This window comes from Alcanivorax borkumensis SK2 (assembly GCF_000009365.1).
GTDB classification, from domain to species: domain Bacteria; phylum Pseudomonadota; class Gammaproteobacteria; order Pseudomonadales; family Alcanivoracaceae; genus Alcanivorax; species Alcanivorax borkumensis.
The window spans coordinates 1,851,493-1,874,720 of the sequence record NC_008260.1 but is presented as its reverse complement, the minus strand read 5'-3'; the positions used below and the strand labels follow the sequence as shown (position 1 = coordinate 1,874,720).

Annotated in this window: 22 protein-coding genes; 20 read left to right on the top strand and 2 right to left on the bottom strand. The window is 54.8% G+C overall.

Annotated elements, in window-relative coordinates; translation table 11 throughout:
- The first annotated feature begins 106 nt into the window (after positions 1-106).
- From rpoE to pdxJ, 12 genes are all read left to right on the top strand, one after another.
- Positions 107-691, top strand: a complete 585-nt coding sequence (gene rpoE, locus ABO_RS08490) for an RNA polymerase sigma factor RpoE (RefSeq protein ID WP_011588920.1) — start codon at positions 107-109, stop codon at positions 689-691.
- 4 nt (positions 692-695) lie between these two features.
- Positions 696-1,280 (top strand): sigma-E factor negative regulatory protein, encoded by a 585-nt coding sequence (locus ABO_RS08485; RefSeq protein WP_011588919.1) that lies wholly within the window; start codon positions 696-698, stop codon positions 1,278-1,280.
- A 3-nt stretch (positions 1,281-1,283) separates the two neighbouring features.
- Positions 1,284-2,264, top strand: coding sequence for a MucB/RseB C-terminal domain-containing protein (locus ABO_RS08480; protein WP_011588918.1), 981 nt, complete (start codon positions 1,284-1,286; stop codon positions 2,262-2,264).
- Entirely contained in the window at positions 2,264-2,734 is a 471-nt protein-coding gene (locus ABO_RS08475) for a SoxR reducing system RseC family protein (protein ID WP_011588917.1), read from the top strand. Before ABO_RS08480 ends, ABO_RS08475 begins: the two co-directional genes overlap by 1 nt.
- Positions 2,735-2,774: 40 nt before the next feature.
- On the top strand, positions 2,775-4,226 hold the full coding sequence (locus ABO_RS08470; RefSeq protein ID WP_011588916.1) for a DegQ family serine endoprotease: 1,452 nt from the start codon (positions 2,775-2,777) through the stop codon (positions 4,224-4,226).
- Between the two features lie 229 nt (positions 4,227-4,455).
- Entirely contained in the window at positions 4,456-6,255 is a 1,800-nt protein-coding gene (gene lepA, locus ABO_RS08465; RefSeq protein WP_011588915.1) for a translation elongation factor 4, read from the top strand.
- An 88-nt stretch (positions 6,256-6,343) separates the two neighbouring features.
- Complete coding sequence (lepB, locus tag ABO_RS08460) at positions 6,344-7,150, top strand: signal peptidase I (RefSeq protein ID WP_011588914.1); 807 nt, start codon at positions 6,344-6,346, stop codon at positions 7,148-7,150.
- Entirely contained in the window at positions 7,137-7,520 is a 384-nt protein-coding gene (locus tag ABO_RS08455) for a DUF4845 domain-containing protein (protein WP_011588913.1), read from the top strand. The genes lepB and ABO_RS08455 overlap by 14 nt, the downstream gene beginning before the upstream one ends.
- Positions 7,517-8,203: a ribonuclease III gene (rnc, locus tag ABO_RS08450; protein WP_011588912.1), complete on the top strand. Its 687-nt coding sequence runs from the start codon at positions 7,517-7,519 to the stop codon at positions 8,201-8,203. Before ABO_RS08455 ends, rnc begins: the two co-directional genes overlap by 4 nt.
- Positions 8,196-9,128: a GTPase Era gene (gene era, locus ABO_RS08445; protein ID WP_011588911.1), complete on the top strand. Its 933-nt coding sequence runs from the start codon at positions 8,196-8,198 to the stop codon at positions 9,126-9,128. The genes rnc and era overlap by 8 nt, the downstream gene beginning before the upstream one ends.
- Positions 9,129-9,270: 142 nt before the next feature.
- Complete coding sequence (gene recO / locus ABO_RS08440) at positions 9,271-9,948, top strand: DNA repair protein RecO (RefSeq protein ID WP_011588910.1); 678 nt, start codon at positions 9,271-9,273, stop codon at positions 9,946-9,948.
- A gap of 96 nt (positions 9,949-10,044) precedes the next feature.
- Positions 10,045-10,770 carry a pyridoxine 5'-phosphate synthase gene (pdxJ, locus tag ABO_RS08435; RefSeq protein WP_041704968.1) on the top strand — a complete coding sequence of 242 codons (726 nt, stop codon included), beginning with the start codon at positions 10,045-10,047 and terminating at the stop codon, positions 10,768-10,770.
- 33 nt (positions 10,771-10,803) lie between these two features.
- Here pdxJ and ABO_RS08430 read toward each other — a convergent pair whose 3' ends face one another.
- Complete coding sequence (locus ABO_RS08430) at positions 10,804-13,596, bottom strand: response regulator (RefSeq protein WP_011588908.1); 2,793 nt, start codon at positions 13,594-13,596, stop codon at positions 10,804-10,806.
- A gap of 168 nt (positions 13,597-13,764) precedes the next feature.
- Here ABO_RS08430 and cysM point away from each other — a divergent pair, with 168 nt between their 5' ends.
- The 6 genes from cysM (at position 13,765) to ABO_RS08400 (ending at position 21,155) form a co-directional block, all read left to right on the top strand.
- Positions 13,765-14,679 carry a cysteine synthase CysM gene (cysM, locus tag ABO_RS08425; RefSeq protein WP_011588907.1) on the top strand — a complete coding sequence of 305 codons (915 nt, stop codon included), beginning with the start codon at positions 13,765-13,767 and terminating at the stop codon, positions 14,677-14,679.
- Positions 14,676-15,458: a 3'-5' exonuclease gene (locus ABO_RS08420; protein ID WP_011588906.1), complete on the top strand. Its 783-nt coding sequence runs from the start codon at positions 14,676-14,678 to the stop codon at positions 15,456-15,458. The genes cysM and ABO_RS08420 overlap by 4 nt, the downstream gene beginning before the upstream one ends.
- Before the next feature lie 122 nt (positions 15,459-15,580).
- Positions 15,581-16,918, top strand: a complete 1,338-nt coding sequence (rlmD, locus tag ABO_RS08415) for a 23S rRNA (uracil(1939)-C(5))-methyltransferase RlmD (protein ID WP_011588905.1) — start codon at positions 15,581-15,583, stop codon at positions 16,916-16,918.
- Positions 16,919-16,929: 11 nt separating this feature from the next.
- Complete coding sequence (gene relA, locus ABO_RS08410) at positions 16,930-19,170, top strand: GTP diphosphokinase (RefSeq protein WP_011588904.1); 2,241 nt, start codon at positions 16,930-16,932, stop codon at positions 19,168-19,170.
- Positions 19,171-19,182: 12 nt separating this feature from the next.
- On the top strand, positions 19,183-19,959 hold the full coding sequence (gene mazG / locus ABO_RS08405; protein WP_011588903.1) for a nucleoside triphosphate pyrophosphohydrolase: 777 nt from the start codon (positions 19,183-19,185) through the stop codon (positions 19,957-19,959).
- Between the two features lie 176 nt (positions 19,960-20,135).
- Complete coding sequence (locus tag ABO_RS08400) at positions 20,136-21,155, top strand: porin (protein WP_011588902.1); 1,020 nt, start codon at positions 20,136-20,138, stop codon at positions 21,153-21,155.
- A gap of 165 nt (positions 21,156-21,320) precedes the next feature.
- On the opposite strand, the gene ABO_RS08395 is transcribed toward ABO_RS08400, so the two are convergent.
- Complete coding sequence (locus ABO_RS08395; protein WP_041704967.1) at positions 21,321-21,614, bottom strand: hypothetical protein; 294 nt, start codon at positions 21,612-21,614, stop codon at positions 21,321-21,323.
- A 26-nt stretch (positions 21,615-21,640) separates the two neighbouring features.
- On the opposite strand from ABO_RS08395, the gene ABO_RS08390 reads away from it, so the two are divergent.
- Both ABO_RS08390 and ABO_RS08385 read left to right on the top strand, forming a co-directional pair.
- Positions 21,641-22,267 carry an IMPACT family protein gene (locus ABO_RS08390; protein WP_255357389.1) on the top strand — a complete coding sequence of 209 codons (627 nt, stop codon included), beginning with the start codon at positions 21,641-21,643 and terminating at the stop codon, positions 22,265-22,267.
- A gap of 134 nt (positions 22,268-22,401) precedes the next feature.
- Complete coding sequence (locus ABO_RS08385; RefSeq protein WP_011588899.1) at positions 22,402-23,145, top strand: dienelactone hydrolase family protein; 744 nt, start codon at positions 22,402-22,404, stop codon at positions 23,143-23,145.
- Positions 23,146-23,228: the final 83 nt, after the last annotated feature.

Genomic DNA, 23,228 nt, shown 5'->3' with positions numbered 1-23,228 from the left:
TGTAGCCGCCGCTCAGGCAGCTGCTACAATGGCGCGTTTTACAGGCTGCTTGATCGTCAGGTAGTCATGGTTACTTTACGCGTTTCGCGATAGATCCGGGGGATCGGTGTCAGACGAAGAGTTGGTCAAGAAAGCCAAAGCTGGCGATCAGCGTGCATTCGAGGTGTTGGTGCGAAAGTACCAGCAGCGCCTTTTTGCGTTGATTAGCCGTTATGTGCGTGACCAGGACGAGGTTCAGGATGTTGCCCAAGAAGCCTTTATCAAGGCTTGGCGCGCGCTGCCCCGATTCCGTGGAGACAGCGCCTTTTATACCTGGCTTTATCGTATTGCGGTCAATACCGCTAAGAATCATTTGGTGTCTGCCAGCCGGCGGCCACCGGGCTCTGACCTGGATGCTGCTGAAGCCGAGCAGTATGCCGGTGCAGAAATGCTGCACGAGATTGGAACCCCGGAGTCCCTCGTGTTGTCAGAGGAACTGGAGGCGGTAATCCATGCAGCAATTAATGAGCTGCCTCAGGAATTAAAGACGGCGGTGACCCTGCGTGAATTCGAGGGCCTAAGCTACGAGGATATAGCGGTCGTCATGGAATGCCCGGTGGGTACAGTTCGGTCTCGGATTTTTCGGGCCAGGGAAGCAATTGACACAGCTGTCCGCCCGCTTTTGGGCTCACAGCGCGGCGATAAAGGGTGAGAGTATGAACAGGGATTTGGAAGCGTTGTCTGCGTTTCTCGACGATGAAACCAGCGAGCTGGAAGCCCGTCGTGTAATGCGCGATATTGACGATGGCGATCTGGATACGCTGGCGCGCTGGCAGTTGGCCCGTGATGTTATGCACCACCAGCCGACCATGGCCGTGCCGGCGGACTTTAATGCCCGCTTGTCTGCCGCGTTGGCGGATGAGGCTTTGCCTGTGCAGCGCCCTGCATGGCTCGGTGGCATGGCGCGCTTGGCAGTAGCCGCCTCTGTGGCGGCGGCCACGGTGGTTGGTTGGCAGACCTGGGAAGGTAGTCAGGCGGCGAATGGTACGGCTGCGCCAGTGATGGCGGCTGCTGCGGATAACCGCGTAAGCCGGCCATTCGGCGAGACCTCGCTAGTGTCTCAGGCATTCATGGCGAGTAACAATGCAGTGGTCGTGCCTGCTTCGGCGGTGCCGGCAGCCCAGCCTCGCGTGAACAACATGCTGTTGCGTCACAGTGATTTCGCAGCGCGCCATAGTGGCCAAGGGATGATGCCTTTCGCTCGCTTGGTCAGCATGGATGCCCGCCACGGGGCTCGCTAACGGATGATGTTGCGAGTTCTTGCTTTCTCTCTGACCCTCTGCTCGCCGGTGATGGCGCTGTCTGAAGTGGCGCTGGCGAATACTTCCCCAGCGCAGGACCAGCTCCAATCGATGGCCCAGGCTAATCGATCCCTCAATTACACCGGTCGTTTTCTTTATCAGTTTGGTGCGGAAGTGAGCACCATGGAAGTGAGCCACGCGGTGATCGGTGGCCGCGAGTTTCAACGACTGACCCACCTTGATGGTCGTCTAGTCGAGGTGCTGCGCCGCGGTGATGAGGTGGTATGCCTACACCCCAATGGCACGCTTACCCGCATCAACCGTAAGCACTCAGGGCCGTTGGCGTTGGGTGATCGTATCGCCCGCGATGTGCCCGCCCAGTACAACATTCTTGTGGATGGCGATGGTCGTGTTGCGGGCCGAGCGACCACACGCATGCGTGTGGCGCCGCTGGATACCTATCGCTATGGTTATCGGTTGTGGCTGGATAACGACAGTAGCCTGTTGCTGAAATCCGAAATAGTTGATGGCAGCGGGGTGGCGCTTGAGCGGGTGGAGTTTGTGTCTCTGACATTAGCGGCCCCGCTTACCGAACAAGATTTTTCGATCCCTGAAACCGTGAAAGAAAGCGACCTGAAGCCACTAGAGGACTCTCACCCCTCACACCGGTTGTCTGTGGAAGCGCAATGGATGCCGCCGGGCTTTACCTCTGTGGATCAAGATTGGCGGCAGAGCGGTTCCGATCGCGAGCCGGTGGCGGCACAAGGTTACAGTGACGGCTTAGCCGCTTTCACCGTTTTTGTAGAAGCGGTGGACGGTGGCTCCGTGGAAGAAGGCGTGAGTCGTGTCGGCCCGACGGTGGCAGTCAGCCGCCGCCTCACCGCGCCCAGCGGGGCCTACTTGGTCACCCTGGTGGGTGAGGTGCCGCAAAGTACAGCAGAACGGGTAATCGAAGGTATCCGTGTGCGAGATAGTCAGCTCTGATGTTGGAAGAGCAGGGGATTGTTGTGGCGGTGGAGCCTGGGGCTATTTGGGTGGAAACTGTGCGCGCTTCCACTTGCGGTGCCTGCAAGGCAAAGGCCGGTTGCGGGCATCACCTCATTAATGAACAGCAGTCCGGTCAGCGCGCTCGTTTGCGCGTTCCTTCTCAAGATTCTCACCAGGTTGGCGATACCGTAAATGTGGCCTTACCAGAGGGCGCGCTGATGCGCGGTGCGCTGTGGGTGTACGGCTTGCCGTTAGTATTGCTGTTTGCCGGCGCGTTGCTGGGATCGGCGTTGCCCATTGAGATGGTTGATGCTTCGGCTGTACTGGGCATGGCGGGCCTGTTCCTCGGTTTCGCGATCAACCGTGTTATGAGCCGCCGGGCCGGGCATACTCAAGCATATCAGCCACGGGTCGTTCCTGCTGCGGATAGCTGCCAGGCCGTGGTGATTCAGCCCGCATCGCAATAGTGAGGCCATGAAAAAGGCCGCCTGATAAAAGGAGACTTCAATGGAACGAGGATATCGTCGTTTCGCAGCAGTGTGGCTTGTCATCTTGAGCGCTGTACTGACAGCTTGCTCCGACCCTTCTTCTGAATCGTCCTCTACCCGCGGAGAACCGCTTGTCACAGGCCTGCCTGATTTCACCCGGCTGGTCGAGAAGGAAGGCCCGGCGGTGGTTAATATCAGCACCGTTACTCACCGAGATGCATCGTCTGCTACAGATCAACTCAAACAGTTACCTGAGTTTTTCAAACATTTTTTTGAACAGTTTGGCGGTGAGGGTGAAATGCCGTCGCTGCCAGAGCAGGGGGACACCCGTTCGCTGGGCTCCGGGTTCATTATTTCTGCTGATGGTTATGTGCTGACCAATAACCATGTGGTGGCGGAAGCGGACGAAATTATGGTGCGCCTGCAAGACCGCCGCGAATTGCCTGCCACGTTGGTGGGGGCAGATGAGCGCAGCGATCTGGCATTGTTGAAAGTAGATGAAGGGGATTTGCCGGTGGTAAATATCGGCTCCTCCGCTGACCTGAAAGTGGGCGAATGGGTATTGGCTATTGGTGCTCCATTCGGTTTCGACAGCAGCGTTACCGCAGGGATTGTCAGTGCCAAGGGCCGCAGTTTGCCCAGTGATAGCTACGTGCCTTTTATTCAAACCGATGTAGCGATTAACCCGGGTAACAGTGGGGGACCGTTGTTTAACCTGAGCGGTGAAGTGGTTGGTATCAATTCGCAGATATTCAGCCGTTCCGGTGGCTATATGGGCGTGAGTTTTGCCATTCCGGTGGATATGGCCATGGATGTGGTCAACCAGTTGAAAGATGGCGGCAAAGTTAGCCGGGGCTGGTTAGGTGTATTAATTCAGGAAGTGGACCGGGATCTGGCGCAATCGTTTGGCTTAGGTTCACCTCGTGGCGCGCTAGTGTCTCAAGTGCTAGAGGGTTCTCCGGCTGAAGCTGCCGGGGTGGAGCCTGGTGATGTGATCATTCGGTTTAATGGTGAAACGATTTATCGCTCTTCTGAGTTGCCCCGTTGGGTGGGCCGGGTGAGGCCGGAATCGGACGTGGATATGGTGGTCATCCGTGATGGTGAAGAGAAGACCTTGTCGGTAACGATCGGGTTGTTGCCGGATAATCCGGAAATGGCCTTAAGCAGTGGTGCCCAGAAGGGTGAAAATGCTGCGGGTGCCAAGTTGGGGCTGACCGTGCGGAAGGCTTCGGCGTCGGAATTGAGCCACCTGGGTTTGAAGGCCGGTGTGGTGATTACTCAGGTTACAGAGGGGCCGGCCCGTAAGGCGGGGCTGCAGGTAGGCGATATTCTGGTCACGCTGCAGGGCTCTCAGATCAATAGCGCCGCTGATTTAGCTGAGGCTGCGGCGAATTTGCCGGAAGACGGTACCGTGGCGGCATTGGTTAATCGTGATGGCACCCCTCGCTTCTTGGCACTTAAGCTGCCATAGCCCCTTTATTTGGGCCCCGCTGTAGGGTTTTTCGGCGCACTGGACGGTGCGCCGTGCAACTCCCCCCCGATATCCGCTAGAATCGCGGCCCATTGTTTGTCGTTTTGAGTATCACGGTGTGTTGTCCGGCGCAGGGTCGGGCAGCAGGACGGCTCTTTCTGTCACTCGGGTTTAAGAATCTGGGGCAGGGAAGGCCGGTGCGGCAACGACTTTTTGTTCAACAGGCCTTATGACTGACATCAAGAATATTCGCAACTTTTCCATTATTGCCCATATTGACCATGGCAAATCGACCCTGGCGGACCGTTTTATTCAGGTTTGCGGCGGCCTCAGCGAGCGTGAGCTGAAAGAGCAGGTGCTTGATTCCATGGAGTTGGAGCGGGAAAGAGGCATTACCATCAAGGCCCAGAGTGTGACCCTGCACTATACGGCCCGTGATGGCGAAACCTACCAGCTGAACTTTATTGATACCCCTGGCCATGTGGATTTCTCGTATGAGGTGTCCCGCTCCCTGTCGGCCTGTGAAGGGGCGTTGTTGGTAGTGGATGCCGCCCAGGGCGTTGAAGCCCAGTCGGTGGCTAACTGTTACACCGCCATAGAGCAAGATCTGGAAGTGTTGGCGGTTCTGAACAAAATTGACTTGCCCCAAGCTGAACCTGAAATGGTGATCAACGAGATCGAGGAAATTATCGGTCTGGATGCCCATGACGCTTGTCGGGTGTCGGCGAAGACCGGCGTTGGCATTGATGACCTGCTTGAGCAGTTGGTAGAGCGTATCCCCGCCCCTGAAGGGAAGCGCGAGTCGGACTTGCAGGCCCTGATTATCGATTCTTGGTTCGATAATTACATGGGTGTGATCTCGTTGGTTCGGGTGAAAGAAGGACGCCTGAAGAAGGGCGACAAAATTTTGGTGAAATCCACCGGCCAGACTCACGTGGTTGATAGCTTGGGTATCTTTACGCCGAAGCGTACCGAGACCAAATTGCTGGAAGCCGGTGAAGTGGGCTGGGTGAGCGGCAGCATCAAGGATATTCATGGCGCACCGGTGGGTGACACCCTGACTTTGGCGAAAACCCCGAACGTGGCCGCCCTGCCTGGCTTTAAAAATGTGAAACCGCAGGTGTATGCCGGCATGTTCCCGGTGAGTGCGGATGATTATGAAGATTTCCGTGACGCCCTGGCCAAGCTAACACTTAATGACGCCTCCCTGTTCTACGAACCGGAAACGTCCGATGCGTTGGGCTTCGGTTTTCGGGTGGGTTTTCTGGGCATGTTGCACATGGAAATCATCCAAGAGCGATTGGAGCGTGAATACGATCTGGATTTGATTACCACGGCGCCTACGGTGGTATATGAATTGGCGTTGGTATCCGGTGACATTCTGCATGTGGACAACCCGTCTAAACTGCCTGAAGGCAGCAAGATAGAAGAATTCCGTGAACCGATTGCGCGGGTGAACATCCTGGTGCCCCAGGAATTCGTGGGCAATGTGATCACGCTGTGCGTTGAGCGCCGCGGCGCGCAGATCAACATGCAGTACTTGGGCAAGCAGGTGGCGCTGACCTACGACATTCCCATGGCCGAAGTGGTGTTGGATTTCTTCGATCGAATTAAGTCGGTGAGCCGGGGCTTCGCCTCCATGGACTACGCGTTCGAGCGTTTTGAGGCGACCAAGCTGGTGCGGGTGGATGTGTTGATCAACGGCGACAAAGTGGATGCGCTAGCGATGATCTGCCACTTAGATCAATCTGCTTACCGGGGCCGGGCCCTGTGTGAAAAGATGAAAGAATTGGTGCCACGACAAATGTTCGATGTGGCCATTCAAGCTGCCATTGGTAGCAAGATTATCGCGCGCCAGACGGTAAAAGCCCTGCGTAAGAACGTGACCGCGAAATGTTATGGCGGCGACGTATCTCGTAAGAAAAAACTGCTTCAGAAGCAGAAAGAAGGCAAGAAGCGAATGAAGCAGGTGGGCAACGTGGAAATTCCCCAGGAAGCGTTCCTGGCTGTGCTCAAAGTGGATGATTAATTGATAAATGCCTGACGTTAGACGCTGGACGTAAAACCACAAGGCGTCCAGCTGTTGCCTGCTGCGGTTCTGTTAATGGAGATTTCTGTTGGATATTGATATCGGTTTCTGGTTGACCCTGGCTCTGACCATTACGGTGATTGTCTGGCTGATCGACAAGGCGCTTAAGCTGAAGAGTAAGGGCGGCCCGGTGGGCAGTGTGGTGGAAACCTCCAATTCACTGATCTCGGTGTTTTTTGTGGTGCTGGTGATTCGTTCGTTTATTGTTGAGCCTTTTACCATCCCGTCGGGCTCCATGTTGCCAACGCTGAAGGTGAACGATTTTATTCTGGTGAACAAGTTTGCCTATGGGCTACGTTTGCCGGTAACTAACACCAAGATAATTGAGACTGGCGAGCCGGAACGGGGTGATGTCATGGTGTTTAAGTTTCCGGATAACCGGAAACAGAACTTCATCAAGCGCGTGGTTGGTTTGCCCGGTGATACGGTTCAGGTGAAAGACAACGTGTTAACGGTGAACGGTGAGACAGTCGATCGAGACTTGGTGAACGAGTGGGTTGGTTCTGGCGTATGGCGCAAGCAATATGTGGAACAGCTGGGTAACGCTAGCCACTTGATCTGGCAGGAAGGCAAAATTAACCCCTACACTGGACGGAAAACCCCGCAGGCGCGCACCCAGGGTGAGTGGACTGTGCCGGAAGATGCTTACTTTGTGATGGGCGATAACCGGGATAACAGTAACGACAGCAGATTCTGGGGTATAGTCCCTGAGGAGCTGGTCGTGGGGGAAGCATTTATGATATGGATGCACTGGAAACCGATTTTCTCTCTGCCCAGTTTTTCTCGTAATGGTGCCATTGATAAGGTGGAGGCAAATTACAATGATGACAACTAAGCCCTCACAGCAACGCGGGATGTCACTGATCAGCGGGGCAATTGTGCTGATCGTTGTGGCAATCTTGGGGACAGCTGCATTTCGTATGATCCCGGCTTATATGGAACATAATACGATTTCGACGGCCATCCGTTCATTACTGCAGGATAGCAAAACGGCGCTGATGTCTCCGCGCGAAATTCGCGACGGACTGAGCAAGCGGTTCACTATCAACCAAGTTAATGTTATTTCTGTTGATGATCTGGTTATCGTTAAGAAAGGCGGTGTTCTGACCGTCTCTACAGATTATGAAGTGCGAGAACCGTTGTTCTACAACGTAAGTATCGTGATGAGCTTCAATGATGAGTTCAAAAAAGACATTCGCCAGTGAACGGTGACCTTAATAGGCTGATGGCCCGCCTGGGCTATCAATTTCAGGACCTCTCACTTCTTGAGTTGGCACTCACGCATCGTAGTGTTAGCCGCCATCGTAATTATGAGCGGTTGGAATTTCTTGGTGATGCTCAACTCGGGCAGATCATCTCTGTCGCTCTGTTTGAGCAATTTCCAGAGGCTGCCGAAGGGCAACTTACCCGCATGCGTGCTTCCCTTGTTCGCGGTCAGACGTTGGCTTTGGTGGCGCGGGAATTAGGCTTGGGTGAATATCTGGTATTGGGAGGGGGGGAATTGAAAAGCGGCGGTTTTCGTCGTGATTCCATTTTGGCTGATGCGCTGGAGTCGATTATTGGCGCTATGCTGTTGGATGGTGGAGAGCCCCGCTGTCGTGAGGTGGTGCTGGCCTGGTTTGCGCCGCGTCTTGACGCAATTTCTCCACAGAGCGCCCAGAAAGATGCTAAGACCCGTTTGCAGGAATGGCTGCAAGCGCGCAAGTTTGAATTACCGACCTATGAGGTGACCCAGGTAGAAGGCCTGGCGCCGAAACAGACCTTCGATGTGCAATGCTCACTGGATAATGTGCAGCAGATATTTATCGCCCAAGGTGCAAGTCGCCGAAAGGCTGAGCAAGAGGCGGCAAGCCTGGCGCTTGAATGGCTGGAGCAGCAGTATGACTGATACCCCGTCGTCTCAACCCGACAACCCTCAAACCACCCGGTGTGGCATGGTGTCGATTGTTGGACGCCCCAATGTGGGTAAATCCACGTTGATGAATCATCTGATTGGTCAGAAAGTAAGTATCACCTCGCGCAAACCGCAGACCACTCGCCATCGGATTCATGGCATTCTTAGCCGCGATAATTACCAGATTGTGTTTGCTGACACTCCGGGTATTCACACTGGCCAGGAAAAGGCGCTAAACCGCGCCATGAATGAGGCTGCGGTATCGACCCTGTTTGGGGTGGATGTGATCTGCATGATGGTGGATGCCATGAAGTGGACACCGGCGGACGAGCACGTGCTGTCCTTGCTGCCAGAAGGAGGCGACGTTCCGGTATTGTTGATCATTAACAAGGTCGACAATGTGGATGACAAGAGCGCTTTATTGCCGCATATACAGTCTCTGAGTGAGCGCTATCCCTTTGACGCGGTTATTCCGGTATCTGCACTGCGTGAACAGAATTTGGTGGAGTTGGAAAAAGCCTTGGTTGATCGCTTGCAAGAAGGAGACTTCTGGTACGAGGAAGATCAACTTACCGACCGTAGCTTACGGTTTATGGTGGCAGAGATTATTCGTGAGAAAGTGGTTCGCCAACTGGGCCAGGAAGTGCCGCACCAGGTGAGTGTTGAAGTGGAGCTGTGGGAAGACGGCCCCCGCGTCACAGAGATTTCGGCCGCCATTTTGGTGGAGCGCCGTGGTCAGAAAAAAATTCTTATTGGCGACAAGGGCGAGCGGATCAAGCAGATTGGTATTCAAGCCCGTGAGGATATCGAACGCCTGATTGAGCGCAAAGTGATGCTTAATCTGTGGGTGAAAATCAAGGCGGGCTGGTCTGACGATGCCCGTGCGTTGCGCTCCCTTGGCTATGATGAAAGGAATTGAACGCTCAAAGTTGAAAAGCGCGGATAAACAGGGTGTAAGTCATGAAAGCTACTTTGCGCGTTTCTGTGTTGGCTGAGGTGCGGGCACGGCATAACCGTAACGGCGCGATCCATCTCGCACTGTTGAACGTTCAACTGCATCCATGATTCCTGATAGTAGCGCGCTGCAAGCCGCTTGGTTGATTCACCGGCGGCCTTTTCGTAATACCAGCCTGACGGTGGACCTGTTTCTGCCAAACTTGGGCCGTGTTGGTGCGGTGGTTCGCGGTGGGCGTAAAGATCCTCTGTTGGCTCCGTTTACTCCTTTGTGGGTGGAGTTGAAGCCCTCCGGTGATATGTACTCCCTGCGTGCCTGTGAACCACGGGGCAATCGACTATTGCTGAGCGGCAAGGCGCTATATTGTGGCTTCTACCTGAATGAGCTCCTCACTCGGCTGCTGCATCGGGATGACCCCAATCCCGCGATATGGCCGTTATACGAACAGGCGTTGTCTGATTTACTAACCGATATTCCGCTGGATATTACCCTGCGGCAATTCGAGTTGGCGGCGCTGGAGGAAATCGGTTACGGCATTGCTCTGGACCAGGATGTCCATGGTCAGGAATTGGAGGCGGATGCCCGCTATCAGTTAAATCCTGAGCAGGGTCTGGTGCGGACAGAGGCGGCCCCGAGCTATGTGGGAGCGGATTTGTTGGCCATTTGTGGCGGAAATTGGCATCCCACTGCTCGTAAGGCAGCACTAAATGTGTGTCGTCAAATGCTGGCCCCGCATCTAGGAAATCGCCCCCTGAAAAGCCGCGAACTGTTTCGGGGGAAATGAAAGTGACAATCAAAATATTAGCTACCCGCTAGAAGCTAGAATTCCGGGTCGGCCTCTACCGTCCGGCCAGATAAGAATGCGTTTAAGGTGAGTTTTATGTCCAGAGTACTTCTCGGCGTTAACATCGATCATATTGCTACCCTACGCCAGGCCCGAGGTACCCGTTATCCGGAGCCGGTACAGGCGGCTTTGGTGGCGGAACAGGCGGGTGCTGATGGCATTACCGTGCACTTGCGTGAAGACCGCCGTCATATCAATGATCGGGACGTAGAGTTGCTCGCCCAGACACTACAAACGCGGATGAACCTGGAAATGGCGGCCACGGAAGAAATGGTGGTTATCGCCTGTCGGATTCAACCACCGCATTGCTGCTTGGTACCGGAAAAGCGTGAAGAACTGACCACCGAAGGGGGGTTGGATGTAGTGGGTAATAAGGCTTGGATTGCTCAGTGTTGTCAGCGATTGGGGCAAGCGGGAATCGAGGTGTCGTTATTTATTGATGCAGAGGAATCCCAAATTCTCGCCGCTCGTGAATGCGGAGCACCGGCCATTGAAATTCATACTGGCGGCTATGCTGACGCGCAAACTATTGATCAACAGCAGCAGGAACTGGCGCGTATTCGTTCTGCCGTGGCGTTTGCTTTGGCGCAGGGGTTAATTGTGAATGCGGGCCACGGGTTGCATTACCATAACACCTTGGCGATTGCTGAGATTCCCGGCATCAACGAACTGAATATCGGGCATAGCATTATTGCTAGGGCCGCGATTACCGGTCTGGATGAAGCCGTGCGTAGCATGCGTAGCTTGCTCGACACAGTGTGATTCTTCCCGCAAGTTCCCTTAAACGCAGGGAATTCAAGGGGCGTTAGGCTTCTGACCCAAAGTCATAGCGTGGCCTTGATCTTGGTAGAGTTGCTCTAGGGCACAGATTTCATCACACAGGGCGGAGACCAGTGGCCGGAGCCGGTCTCGGCTACTACCTGTTTTCAATGCTTCTTCCAATCGCCGGGCGGCTTGTTCTAGCCGTGCAGCACCGCAGTAGCGAGTGGCGCCATGGAGTTTGTGTACTCGCTCCAATAAGTCACTGTTATCGTTTCGATCGAACGCTGCAGAGATGGCCGGTCGATCCGTCTCCAGGCTATCGAGTAGCATTTCCAGCATTTCGTCGGCTAGCTGATCACGACCCCCTGCACGACGGCGGGCCAGCTCGGGATCAAAGACCTGATCGCTATCGTCGTTGTTATCAGGTGCATCTGGCAGGCCACCATTGGGGCAATCCAGCACCCACTTTTGAAGCGTATGGCGCAACTGCTCCTCTGTAATGGGTTTGCTCAGATAATCATCTAGCCCACTGTCCAGCAGTTCGCGGCGCTCGCTGTCCAGTGCGTGGGCGGTGAGCGCCACAATTGGAGTATGTGTTCCATCGGGCTCCGCGGCGCGCATGCGTTTGCTCGTCTCCTTACCGTCCATACCGGGCATCTGGATGTCCATGAAAACCAGGTCGAAGGGGTGTTTCTGGAAGGTGTCCAGAGCGCTCTGGCCGCTATCACAGGCGGTAACCGTGACACCGAGCTCTTCTAGGAAAACCCGGGCCAATTTCAGGTTCCCCGGATGGTCATCCACCAGCAGTACCGAAATGGGTTGTGGAAACTGGCTGCGAACCTGTTGTCGGGGGGGGGGCAGTGTGTCTTGGCCGCTTAGGGAAAGCAGCGCGCTGTGTAGCCGTTGGCGGGTGACGGGTTTGCTCTGAACCTGGCAGTGTGGGTAAGTCTCTAGCCAGCGGGAAACATGTTCGGGATTGTTGCACAGTATCAGCGTGGGAATCTCTCGCGCCGCTAGATTATTCAATAGCTTTGGTAGGTCAATGCTCGTTGCTTGGCAGGGCAAGCCGACAACCAGAAAATCGCTTTGCGCCAGCTCTCCGTTATCCAGCGTGGTCATGAGGCCGTCGAGACTGTGTTGTTCGTGGATATGCAGTTGCAGATGGCTGAGCATGTGGTACAGGCCCATGCGGCCGTATTCATCATTTTCGATCAAGGTGACTGTGCAGCCGATCAAGGCCTCAGATAGCGCTTGGACGGGTTGTTGGGGGGCACGTTCGGTGCGCAGGGTGAACCAGAAAGTGGAGCCGCGTTCCTCACAGCTTTCAATACCAATTTCACCGCCCATGCTTTCCACCAGACGCTTGCTGATGGCTAGTCCAAGCCCGGTGCCGCCTTCTTGTCGGCGAGCGCTTTGATCAGTCTGGGTAAACGCACGGAACAAATTCTTCTGATTTTCTTGGCTTAAGCCGTGACCGGTATCGGTGACAGTAATCTTGATGATGGCTTCGGCCCCTCGATCCTCTTCTAGCATGGCGCGTACCACTACCGAGCCGTGATCGGTGAATTTAATCGCGTTGCTAAGCAGGTTGGTCAGTACCTGGCGAATGCGCAGGGGGTCGCCCAGCAGGGCCACGGGCACATCGGAATAGATAATGGACGCTTGCTCCAGGCCCCGTTCCTGGGCCATGGGGGCCAGCAGTGTCTGTACGTCCTCGATTAGATCGTGAAGGTTAAGAGGGGTGTGATCCAGAGAAAGTTTGCCGGCTTCGATTTTGGAGAAGTCGAGCACGTCGTTAATGATAGCGAGCAGCGATTCCGCGCTTTTATGAATCGTGGATAGGTACTCTTCTTGACGAGCGCTCAGCGGTGACCGATGCAGTAATTTGGTGAAGCCGATTATGCCGTTGAGTGGGGTGCGAATTTCGTGGCTCATGTTGGCCAGAAATTCAGACTTGATGTGGCTGGCTTTCAAGGCTTCCTTGCGGGCCATATCCAGTTCGATGTTCTGAATCTCGATGGTTTCCAGGGTTTCACGCAAATCTAGAGTGGCTTGGTCTACATTCTTCTGCAATTCCGTTTGCGCGTCTGCTAGGGCGGCAATCATTTGCTGCAGGGCGGTTTCCAGTTCAGAGAGCTCGCTCTTGGCTTGAGTCTGAATTGTTATGCTCAAATCACCATCGCGAATACGATGCACGGCATTGACCATCTCGCTGATGGGTTGAGTAAGTTGCCGGGAAAAACGCATGGCGGGGATCATGGCGGCCATGATTAGAGCAAGCATCACCAGAAACAAAGTGAGCAGGTTTTCCAGCGTGGATAGGTATTGTCCTTGACGGGAAAATTCTACAGTGAGTTGAGCGGGTAAGTTGCCGCGCAGACTTCGCTGAAGTTGCCAGCTAGTATCGGTGATAATACGGCCTTGTTCATCGGTTGTTGCGGTGGGGGATGTGGGGCGCAACCGTGGCCCGGCGTGAAGAGAAGGCCTACCATCGTTGAATATCAGGGTGGCGGCGCGCACATCCTGTTCTTCCAGCAATTGGCGTAACAGCATTTGCTGTTTGTTCTGTTTGTTCTGTTTGTTCTGGCTGTTATGGGGCAGGGTTTCCAGCTGGGCGGCATAGCTATCGGTGACCAGCTGCTGACGTTGGGCATTGGTATCACGGACATCGATAATCCGGTTCACCATTGAATAGCCACCAATGATCAGTGCCGCCAATAAAGCGGGCATAGCGGCCATTAACATCAGGCGTGAGCGAAGGCTTTGATTGACCATGAATTCCCGATTGCTGTTATTTGCCCCATTATGCATGAAGAGCATCAACATGCAGCACGCCTCACGCAACGGCACATTTGTAGAGAGTGAGGACGCTAAGCATGAAGGTCGAGCGCCATTAGCCGGCACGAATTTTTTGGCCAAGGGGCGTGATGACGACAACCGACTCGTTGTGTGAGGCGTGCAGCGCGCCGCCATTTTTTAGGTACAATACGCGCCATGAATTATAAAACCATTGAACAGACCGTGGGTAATACGCCTCTTGTGCGCTTGCAGCGCATGCCGGGAAAGACCAGCAATACCATTTTGGTCAAGCTCGAGGGCAATAACCCCGCCGGTTCGGTAAAAGACCGCCCGGCATTAAACATGATCCTCAAGGCCGAGCAGCGTGGCGATATCCAGCCCGGTGATACCTTGATCGAAGCGACCAGTGGCAACACCGGTATAGCGCTGGCCATGGCCGCCGCCATGCGCGGTTATCGCATGAAATTAATCATGCCGGCTAACCAGAGCCAGGAACGCCGTGATGCCATGGCCGCCTACGGCGCCGAGTTGATCTCCGTGAGTAAAGAGCAGGGCATGGAAGGCGCGCGGGATTTGGCTCAGGCCATGCAGGCGCGAGGTGAAGGCACGGTGCTGGACCAATTTGGTAACCGGGATAATCCGCTGGCCCACTATGAAAGCACCGGTCCGGAAATTTGGCGCGATACGAATGGCACCATTACCCATTTCGTGAGTTCTATGGGCACAACCGGCACCATCATGGGCTGTAGCATGTACCTCAAGGAGCAGAATCCGGCTATTCAGATTGTCGGCCTGCAACCGGTGGACGGCGCATCCATTCCCGGTATCCGCCGCTGGCCGAAGGAATACCTGCCGACTATTTATGACGATTCCCGGGTGGATCGAGTGGTGGATATGGGGCAGACGCTGGCAGAACGCACTATGCGTCGCCTGGCCCGCGAAGAGGGAATTAGCTGCGGAGTGTCGTCCGGTGGAGCGGTGGCCGGTGCATTGCAATTAAGTGAAGAACTGGAAAATGCCGTTATCGTGGCGATTATCTGTGATCGGGGTGACCGTTACTTGTCCACCGGCGTGTTTCAGGAAGCACAGCAAGGAGAAACTCAGGGATGAATGTTCTGGTTTTTGATATCGAAACCATTCCAGATCTGGACGGCGGACGCCGTATTTATGATTTGGGTGGCCTGAGCGACAAGGATACGGCCAGTGCCTTGCTGAACCTGCGTCGACAGGAAAATGGCACCGAATTTCTGCGCCTGCACTTGCATCGCATTGTTGCTATTTCCGTGGTGTTGCGCTCATCGCAAGGCCTTAAGGTGTGGACACTGGGCGATGAAAACAGCACGGAAAAAGAGCTGATCGAGCGTTTTTACGATGGCATCGATCGCTTTACTCCCAACCTAGTAAGCTGGAATGGCGGTGGTTTTGACCTGCCTGTTCTGCATTACCGCGCGCTCAAGCATGGGGTCACCGCCCACCGTTATTGGGAAACCGGCAACGAAGACAACAGCTTCAAATGGAACAACTACCTGAGCCGCTACCATCAGCGTCACCTGGACCTGATGGACGTGCTGGCCATGTACAACGGGCGCGCCAATGCCCCGCTGGACCAGATCGCCACGCTGCTGGGCTTTCCGGGCAAAATGGGCATGAGCGGCGGCAAGGTTTTCGATGCCTTCCAAGAGGGCGACCTCAAGGGCATTCGTGATTACTGCGAAACCGATGTGCTCAACACCTGGTTGGTTTACCTGCGCTTCCAATTGATGCGTGGCGAGCTGGATGCCACCGGATACGATCAGGAACTGACCTTGCTGCAGGATTACCTGAAGCAGGAAGGGCACCCACATTTTCTGGCATTTCTGGATACCTGGCAGAAGGCATCGGGGGTGTGATGCCCCCGGTCGCGTTGCAAATCTGACGCCCGCCGCCTGAAACGATACAATCCGCACCACATTGGCAGCCGCTGTAGCACGGTTGCCCACCTAGCTGTTCACTCCAGAGCATTGAGATTTCCATGGCACGACGTCGCAAGCAGTTACCGGAAACGCCGGAACCCGCCAGCATTGAAACCCTGAGTCACGATGGCCGGGGCATCGCCCGACGCGATGGCAAAACCACCTTTATTGATAATGCACTTCCCGGTGAAGAGGTGATGTTCAAGTTCACCTATATGCGCCGCAAGTTCGATGAAGGCAAAGCCGTGGAAATTGTGACTGCCTCGCCGGATCGGGTCACCCCGCCTTGCGAGCACAGTACTCTGTGTGGTGGCTGTAGCCTGCAGCACATGAGCCCTGAGGTGCAGGTATCGCGCAAACAAGCAGTATTGCGCGAACAACTAGCGCATTTTGGTGGGCTGGAACCGGAGGAATGGCTAGCGCCGCTGACCGGGCCGGTAACCGGTTATCGCAGTAAGGCGCGCATGGGCGTGAAATACGTGGAAGCCAAGGGCGAAACGCTGGTGGGCTTTCGGGAGAAACGTAACAGCTTCATCGCCCAGTTACACACCTGTGAGGTGCTGATTCCAGATGTGGGCCACCGTATTGATGAGTTACGTACTCTGATGCACGGCCTAGAAAGTCGTAGTCGCATTCCGCAGATCGAATTGGCCGCCGGCGATGACGACGTGGCGTTGATTATCCGTCACTTGGACCCACTGTCTGAGGCAGATCAACAAGCCCTGCTGGGCTTTTGCCAGAATCTAGGTTGGCACTGTTATCTGCAGCCGGGCAACGAAAGCACGGTGCATCGTATTTGGCCGCAAGAGGGTGAACAGCGCCTGTACTACAAACATCCGTCGGCAGGGGTTGAACTGGCCTTTCACCCAACGGATTTCACCCAGGTGAATGCAGAAATTAACCGCAAGATGGTGCCGTTGGCATTGGACTTGCTGGATATCTCACCGGATCACACGGTGCTGGACCTGTTCTGCGGCCTGGGGAATTTCACCATTCCTGCCGCTAAGCGGGCCGGCAAGGTGGTGGGCGTGGAGGTCAGCCAAGCCATGGTCGAGCGCGGTTACGAGAATGCCCGCCGTAACAGCTTGGAAAACCTGGAGTTTCACGCCTGGGACCTGAGCCAGGACGTTAGCGGCCAGGCCTGGGCCAGACAGACCTATGACCGTATCTTGATTGATCCGCCGCGTACCGGGGCACTGGAAATGGTGAAACTAATGCCCCGCCTTGGTGCGTCCAAGATTGTTTATGTGTCATGCAACCCCGCCACATTGGCCCGTGATGCCGGGGAACTGATGGCGCTGGGCTACCGTCTTAAAGCGGCCGGTGTGATGGATATGTTCCCCCATACCACCCACGTTGAGTCTATCGCTGTATTCGAAAAAATGAAGAAAAAGTAGCAGGGTTTGCCATGGTAACGGTTCGTCGACAGCCTTCTGAAGGTTCTATCGTTCACTGGAGAGATTGGGTCGTCCAGTTGGAGGACCGTGCACCGGTCCGAGAGCGTGCTTTGTTGGAACAAGCCTGCGAACGCGCAGAGCAATGTCAGCTGGCCGGTGAAGCGGCTGGGCGGGTATGGCCCTACGGCAAAGGCTGCCTGGATATTGGCCTGGAGATGGCCGAAGTGCTGGTGGACCTAGGCGCTGACAGCGATGTTCTTCCTGCCGCTATCCTTTATCGGGCGGTGCGTGAAGGGCAGGTCACCCTGCTGGAAGTGGAGAAAGAATTTGGCCCGGAGGTAGCGAACCTGATTGAAGGCGTGCTGCGCATGGCGGCAATCAGCACCTCACTTAACCCTACCCGGAAAGCTGTATTGGGCCAGCAGGATGGCCAGCTCGACAACATGCGCAAGATGCTGGTGGCCATGGTCGACGACGTGCGCGTTGCCTTGGTAAAGCTTGCCGAACGTACTGTGATCATTCGTGCCGTCAAGGAATCGACCCCGGAGCGCCAGAGCAAGGTGGCGCAGGAAATCTTCGATATCTACGCGCCGCTGGCCCACCGACTCGGTGTGGGTCAGTTGAAGTGGGAGCTGGAGGATCTATCTTTCCGCTACCTGCAATCAGGTGCCTACAAAAAAATTGCCAAGCTGTTGGATGAGAAACGCTTGGCACGCGAGCAGTATATTGAAAATGTACTGGATCAGCTGCGCGGTTATCTGAAAAAGAACGGCATCGGTGGTGCCGAAGTGAATGGTCGTGCCAAGCATATCTACAGTATCTGGCGCAAGATGCAGAAAAAGCATCTGGACTTTGGTGAAGTCTATGATGTGCGCGCGGTGCGTATTCTGGTGCCGGAAGTGCGCGATTGTTATGCCGCTCTGGGGGTGGTTCATTCACTTTGGCAGCATGTGCCTAAAGAGTTCGATGACTACATTGCCAGCCCCAAAGGCAATGGCTACCAGAGCCTGCATACCGCGGTAGTTGGCCCGGAACGCAAGATGCTTGAAGTGCAGATTCGTACCTTCGATATGCATGAAGAGGCGGAGCTGGGTGTCTGCGCTCACTGGCGTTACAAAGAAGGGGCCAAGAAAGGCAAAAGTGGGGTTACCGATTACGAACAGCGTATCGCCTGGCTTCGTCAGGTGCTCGAGTGGCATGAAGAGCTGGGCGATGATAGCCCGGATGCCATGGTGGATGAACTGCGCCACGGCCTAGTCAGTGACCGGGTGTATGTCTTCACCCCGGAAGGGCATGTGGTGGACTTAGAATCTGGCGCTACGCCGGTGGACTTTGCCTATCACATTCATACCGAAGTGGGGCATCGCTGCCGTGGCGCCAAGGTTAACGGCCATATCGTGCCATTGAACTACAGCCTGAACACCGGCGAACAGGTCACCATTCTCACCACCAAGGAAGGTGGCCCCAGCCGTGACTGGTTGACCCCGTCGCTGGGTTATGTGGCTACCTCGTCAGCTCGGGCAAGAATCCAACAATGGTTTAAACGTCAGGACCGCGATGTCCACATCGTCCAGGGGCGCACCATCCTGGAAAAGGAAATGTCGCGGTTAGCGTTGGATAAAGTAGACCTTGATACCCTTGCTCCTCACCTTAACTTGAAAACCGGTGATGACGTTTTGGCGTCGTTGGGGGCGGGGGATTTGCGGCCCGGGCATGTGGTTAATCAAGTTCAGGCCCTGCAACCAGACCACAACCAGCAAGAACTGGAATTTGTTCCCGCCAAACCGAAAGCATCCACCAGTGGTGATATTACCATTCATGGCGTAGGTAATTTACTGACGCACATGGCGGGTTGTTGCCAACCGGTACCTGGCGATCAGGTCATGGGTTTCATCACCCAAGGGCGGGGCGTGACAGTGCACCGCGCCGACTGTGAAAAGCTGCTAGCGATGCAGGGTGATGACCCTAACCGTGTGATCGAGGTTACCTGGGGCGAAGCGGATCGGATTACCTACCCAGTAGATGTGTTCCTGCGTGCCTGGGACCGACAAGGCTTGCTCAAGGACGTGATTGCGGTGCTGGCCAATGAAAAGGTCAACGTGACCGCGGTGCACACCCAATCTCATCAGGACGACAACACCGCCACCATGCTGCTCACGCTGGAAATTGCGACCTTGGGTAACCTGGGCAAAGTATTGGCCAAGCTGGATCAGCTCAAAGGCGTATTGGAAGTACGACGCTACAAGAAATGAGTAAAGGAACGCATGTCTAATATCGAAATGTTGTTGTCCATCATGGCCCAACTCCGCGACCCGGAAACCGGCTGTCCGTGGGACATCAAACAGGATTTTGATTCCATTGCGCCTTACACCATTGAGGAAGCCTTCGAGGTGGCCGAGGCCATTGCCTTGCGGGACTATCCTGAGTTGAAGGAAGAGCTGGGCGACCTGTTACTGCAGGTCGTGTTCCATTCGCAAATGGCGCAGGAGCAGGGGCTGTTCGATTTCAATGAGGTTGTGCAGGTGCTGTGTGACAAGATGGTTCGCCGTCATCCTCATGTATTTGCCGGTACCCAGGCCGATGACGAACAAGCAGTAAAAGCAAACTGGGAACAGATCAAGCAACAGGAGCGCACCCGTAAGGGCCGCGAACATAACAGCACCATCGATGGCGTCCCGGCAGGGCTTCCCGCATTGCAGCGTGCGGGCAAAGTACAGAAGAAAGCCGCCAAGGTGGGTTTTGATTGGCGCGCCCCGGAGCCGGTTCGTGAGCAGGTGAGCCGGGAGTTGGCGGAGCTGGATGAAGCGCTTTCCAGTGGTCACAAAGATGCCATCGAAGATGAGTTCGGCGACGTGCTGTTTACCCTTGTAAACCTGTCGAGGCACCTAAAAATAGACCCGGAGCAAGCACTGCGTCGGGCAACCAACAAGTTCGAACGGCGTTTTCGGGTCATGGAAGCACTACAGACCCGCCCTTTGAGTTTGTTAGATGAGAGTGCGCTGGAAGCCGCTTGGCAAGAAGCGAAAAAAGCGTCAGATTGACCTCGCGCACGCCGCCTTGTTCCCTTGACATAAAAACTTCACACAAAAGAAACTTTTCAGTCACCCACTCTCCCCATACTGCGCCACCAAGCAGTCAACGTTACCTCGTAGGGTTGGGGTTTCAGTCACGCTGTTACGTTGCATACAAAATATTGCCTGATTGAAGGAGTGTTGGAATGAAGAAGAATTTGCTTGCGATCGCTGTGGGGGCTGCCGTAGTCATGCCTGGTCTGGCTTTAGCCGATGGCCCGACGGTTTACGGTAAAGTTAATGTTTCTTTGGAAAACGCCGAGTTCGACAATGGCGTGGACTCCAGCGAAGATGCCTGGGAACTCAACAGCAACGCTTCTCGCCTGGGGGTTAAAGGTGATTTCGACCTAGACGTGGCTGGCCTGAAAGCTATCTATCAAGCTGAGTTTGAAATTAGCGTGGATGATGGCGACAAAGGTGGTGAAACCTTTAGCCAGCGTAACATCTTCGGTGGTTTGAAAGGCAGCTTCGGTACTCTGAAAGCGGGTAAGTTTGATACTCCGACCAAAAAAGCCCAAGGCAAAATCGACCAGTTCAATGATCTGAGTGGCGATATCAAGAACGTTTTGTCTGGCGAGAACCGAGTTTCTAACATCATTCAGTACAGCACCCCTACTCTGGGTGATCTTGTTACTCTGAACGCGGCGTTTATCCCGGCAGAAAACGATGATATCGACGGCGACGGTGATCCGGAAACTGGCCTGGCAGACACCATTTCCGTGTCTTTGGTCGCTGCAAAAGACATGTTTTACGGTGCGGTTTCTTACGATGCGGACATGGTCGATGAGCTGATCACTGACGAAACGGGTAATAGCCCGACTATCGATATTACCCGTGTTGTGGTCGGTCTTAAGCCGGGTAACGTTGAGTTAGGTGCCCTATATCAGGTGGCTGAAGAAGCAGAATCTGCCCCTGGCATGGATAAAGGCGAAGAATCGTCCTATATCTTGAGTGCAGCGTTCAAGATTGATCGCGTGAAGTTGAAAGCTCAGTACGGCATGACTGAAGCCGATGTGTCCGACGAAGAAGTAACCCAGGTAAGCTTGGGTGCAGACTACAAACTGGCCAAAGCCAGCAAGGTTTACCTCTACGGTACACAGCTTGAATTCGACTTGGCTGATACTGAAGAAACCATCTTCGGCATTGGCATGGAACACAAGTTTTAAAGAAAACCCCAGGCGGCGTTTAGCCGCCTGGGTAATGATTCCTCGACGCAAGTTATTGCCCGCCTTTTGGCGGGCTTTTTTGTTTGCGAAACCGCCGACTGATATTCAGCATAGGGTTTGAGGTGCAGGCCACTACGGCCTCGGCCAAAGCATGCTCACCTCTGATTACTGCGGATGTTCTTTGTCTTTGTTTAATGCTGCAGTGCTGGCGGCCTTTGGAGTGCCGGGTTGCGTTGCGGGGGCCAGCAGGTGATAGATAAATCGACCCACCCCTAGCCAAAGCAGCAAACCCAGAATAAGAAAAAGTACGCTGCCATCGTTATAAAGCGCGAGAGTCAGGGGCGCGAACATAATGCCACTGACCAATAGCGCCATGAAGATGGCGAGTTGCTGGCGCCGGCGTAGGCTGTCCGGGTTTTTGTGTTGGCGCATGCTCATGGTGATCAAAGGTTCGGTCATAGAAGAAACTACCTTATCATAGCCGCTTGTGTCCCATCTTTGCCCGGAGGCCCAACATCGACGGTTATCCCGTTCCCGCATCGCCGATTGATTGCGAAATCGTCATCAATAAAAGCCGTTTCATCGCTTGGTTGAGGCCGGTAACCCGGCGAGCAGAGGCCATGGCAATAGTGGATGAGGCTCGTCGTCGGTACCCGGATGCAACCCACCATTGTTACGCCTATTTGCTGGGCAGCCCGGCCTCTGCTCAAGCGGCCATGAATGATGATGGCGAGCCTTCGGGTACGGCAGGGAAGCCCATTTTTAATGTGATTCAGCACAAGGGTATAAGCGATGTGCTGGTGGTGGTGATTCGTTATTTTGGCGGGGTAAAACTTGGTGCCGGTGGCTTGGTGCGAGCCTACGGCGCTGCGGCACAAGCTGTGCTGTCAGAAGTGGAGCGGGTGGAGCACTCGCCGCAGGTGACGCTAACGCTGGCGGTGCCGTTTGCTCTGGAACAGCGGATACGGCTCTGGGCCGAACAGCATGCAGCACAGCTGGGGGAGGTGACATATGGCGAGCACGTGAGTATCACGCTGACCTGCCAAGTTACAGACCAAGATGATTTGCGTGCTTTGTGTGCAGCCGAGCAAATAGCAGTGACACGCCCGTAGCAGCCTGTTGTGTTTCGATAGCGTCTTTCACTTTTCACTTAGGGCCGGTTGGGCCAATTCAGCAAGAGCCGCTTTCCCTGGCCGTATTTCGCGCTACGCTACCGGGTAATGTACCCCAATAATGAGGATGCTCCATGACGAATCAACCGGTAGGGATTGCCCTTCCCGACGGGCATGTAATGCGCGCTCGTTGGCTGCGGCCAGCAGGCCCCCAGCCACATAAGGCGGCGGTGATCGCCATCCACGATATTTTTGGCTATACCGATGACATTGAGCGTATTGCCACGCGTTTGGCGGATAACGGTTATCCGGTGCTGGTACCCGATCTCTATGACTTGCCTGGCAGTAAGGCACTGTGTGTGGTGAAAACCCTTAAGGCCCATGAAACCGGCAAAGGAACCGCGTTTGTTCAGCTGGAGGCTTGCCGTAAATGGTTGCTAGCGCAGACGGATGAGCCGGTATCCCAGGTGGGTGTTATGGGCTTTTGTATGGGGGGGCGTTTCGCCGTGCTCTATGCCAGCCAGGCGCCGGTGCAGGTCGTCGCTCCTTTCTATGGTGGTATTCCGAAAAAGGCCGAGACGTTACGTGGTATTTGCCCTGCGGTGGGAGGTTGGGGCAAGCAAGATATGCTGTTCGGTGATCATGGTGAACGACTGGCCAGCCATATGGAATCGCTGGGAGTGCCGCATGATATTCGCAGCTATGACGATGTGGGGCATTCGTTCATGAATGACCACCAGACCTTCACCTTTAAGAAGCTAGGGCCGTTACCGCCGCTTCGGTCGAAGTTTGATGCAGGGGCTTCGGAAGATAGTTGGCAGCGCGTGTTGGCTTTTTTCGAGAAGGTATTCAGCGGTGAGTTGGATGCCACCGCTTAAGCCTTAGCCAGACAAGCCCCGTGCCTTTGCTGCCGAAAGCGAAGCAACGCGGGCAGGATCAGATACGGCTGAGCCTTTAACTA